Here is an 830-nt window from a genome sequence, read left to right on the forward strand (position 1 = left end):
ACGCATGGAGAGTCATACACTAAGTTGCACATTTTGCTATACAGCGTGATCTTGTTGTTAGTAACTATTCTTCCGTACTTGACGGGTATGTGCGGAGAGATTTATTTAGTTTCTGCAGTGTTACTTGGCTTGCGCTTTATTCAGTGGTCTGTGCGCATGATTCGAAATCATCATAAGCATGATGCGATCAATACTTTTAAATTCTCGATCACTTATTTGATGCTGTTGTTTGTTGCGTTATTAGTTGATCACTATACATGGCCAATGATGGTCGCCATGTAATTTGGTTTGTGTGGAGGGCCGAGGGTTTCATTGCCATCTCTGTCCTCCACCAAAGATTCCTCTAAAACTCGTTTTGAGCTTCCAGGATTACCAAAATATTCGACAGGATGTCGCGCATATCTATGAGCGTTTTTGTTCTCGGAATTAAGTTGCTTAAACGTTGTTCTAGCTCCTCTACCTTCGGCACGATGCGACGAATTCCTTCAGTGATAAATTCATAGGGGTAGTGATGGTCTTGTATGCTGAGCTTATTAAGTTCGCCAATCTCTAACAAGAACATGCTGTGTATATCGTAAATGAAGTCTTTGTCTGTGATCGATGAGGCTTCCCAGTAAGCGTCATCTAGTAACTCACTAAGGCTCATGAATTCATTAATGGTATGGGCAATGGATGGGGTCGACACGCAATTCTTCCTCTTAGTTAGCCTTGGCCTCGCTAGATTAACTATAGCAGAGGCCAGAAGAAGCATTGCGTTAGATGATTATGGGATGGCGGATGCCGTGCCCTGATATGTATATAGTGGGGTTGGTTCGCTATCGATAATTTGT

Annotated in this window: 1 protein-coding gene and 1 pseudogene; one reads left to right on the forward strand and one right to left on the reverse strand. The window is 42.4% G+C overall.

All coding sequences use genetic code 11. The annotated features are described in order from the left end of the window. Nucleotides 1-282, forward strand: a pseudogene (locus A3762_RS22600) (protoheme IX farnesyltransferase); the annotation flags it as partial. Between the two features lie 61 nt (nucleotides 283-343). Here A3762_RS22600 and A3762_RS22605 read toward each other — a convergent pair. After that, a complete protein-coding gene (locus A3762_RS22605; protein ID WP_068757740.1) occupies nucleotides 344-685 on the reverse strand; it encodes a hypothetical protein in 342 nt (113 codons plus the stop codon). Nucleotides 686-830: the final 145 nt, after the last annotated feature.

This window comes from Oleiphilus sp. HI0125 (assembly GCF_001635355.1).